The sequence below is a fragment of the Treponema sp. R80B11-R83G3 genome, assembly GCF_054786115.1.
In genome coordinates this window covers 1-1,540 of the sequence record NZ_BDHF01000199.1, presented here as the reverse complement: position 1 = coordinate 1,540, position 1,540 = coordinate 1, and the positions used below count along the sequence as shown (strand labels likewise).

General features: G+C 30.6%; 3 protein-coding genes. 2 read left to right on the top strand and 1 reads right to left on the bottom strand.

What is annotated here, in order from left to right; translation table 11 throughout:
• The coding region (locus tag ACYVRH_RS12575; protein WP_461257245.1) for a hypothetical protein at positions 1–188 on the top strand (188 nt) is incomplete at its 5' end.
• Complete coding sequence (locus tag ACYVRH_RS12570; protein ID WP_461257246.1) at positions 116–649, top strand: zinc-ribbon domain-containing protein; 534 nt, start codon at positions 116–118, stop codon at positions 647–649. The genes ACYVRH_RS12575 and ACYVRH_RS12570, both read left to right, overlap by 73 nt.
• A gap of 30 nt (positions 650–679) precedes the next feature.
• On the opposite strand, the gene ACYVRH_RS12565 is transcribed toward ACYVRH_RS12570, so the two are convergent.
• The coding region (locus ACYVRH_RS12565; protein WP_461257244.1) for an FHA domain-containing protein at positions 680–1,540 on the bottom strand (861 nt) is incomplete at its 5' end.

Here is a 1,540-nt window from a genome sequence, read left to right as displayed (position 1 = left end):
GTAAAGAACAACAAATCAAAATATTAAGTGAAGAATATTTTTTAAAAGATGATATCTCTTCCGAGCTTTTTGATATTCTTTTACATATTCTGAAAGATGAGGAAAAAAAGAAAAAATATGTAAAAAATGCGGTAAACAAATACTTTCTGAATGGAAAACTTGTCCTTATTGTAGTACAGATTTACTAAAAGAGCAAAGTACTATGAATAATATAGAACGTCCTGTAACTGAAGAACAGAAAACAGAAAGTATTGTCAAATCGACAACTGGTGATAGTGTAAACTTTATTAAACGTGAACGGCATGGTTTTACGTCTTTTTGTCTGGTATTATTAATATTAATTAATGTTTTTTTAATTTTATTCATGATATTTTCTCCGGAATTATTTTATGATTACGGTGTCGATTTAATTGTGTTTTTTTCAATTGTTGCAATTACGAAAATTATTGGGTTAATTTTGTTATTATGTTGGAAAAAATTTGGGTTTGTGTTCCTTATAATAATTTCTACTATTTCATTCTTTATTATTTTAGCTTATGATATGATATATTATGAACAATTTTTATTTGACATAGTAGGTATTATTGTTTTGTGTGGCGTATTGCAAATACGCAAGAATGGAAAATCTACATGGAAACAACTAGAATAATTCTCGCAAAGATAGTTAACATCATTTTTTTCACTTTTTAACATTAACCACAAAACTTACCTTCCCAAAGTCGATCCGCTCACCATTTTGCAATTCTCGCCGATGATTATTATTCTTATCATACATAACAACCTTGGAATTTTCAATTTGCACAGTAACTATTATCGGCGAGACAGTATCTTTAGAAATATAAATATCTGCATCGGGTGATGAACTAAAAACAATTGGTCTATTTCCTAATGAAATTGTTCTTGTTTCGTTTTTACCCCAAATAACAGTAAGCCATGCTTCACGAAGAGTTTCTTCTATCAATGAAATAGTGAATCCAATAAAGAAACCTAAAATTGCAAATCCAATAAAACGCCCTGCAACCTCAGAAAGATTACTCGCCAAAATAATAAAGAAAATACTCCCAATAAATCCTCCTAAGAATCCGGCGATAATTGCCCGTTTTTTAGGATAATTAGGTACAAATAATGAAACGCCCAAGCCAACGCCGATACCCATTATCCCCCAACATAACGCTCTTATAATTTCAACAGCGATAACAGACATGTTTTTTATATCTATAGTGGAGCCATATATAAATTGGGCAAAAGCTCCTGAAATTGCTCCCATCCCAAAACCTATAAATATTGTCTTTACAAGCAGTATTATATCAGGTTTCTTTTTTTGATATATACTTTGCGCTATTAATAATCCAATAGAAATACACATGCCTATAAATGCCGCCCATAAAGCCATATCTATAATGGCTTGAATATTAGTTGAATATTCATATGATATAAATATTTCTGTTATAAGTGTTCCAATACCTCCACCAAGCGCTCCAGCGACGCCAAAAGCAACTGTTCTCTTGCTAATTTTTTTTGTTTTACTCACATTATTAAC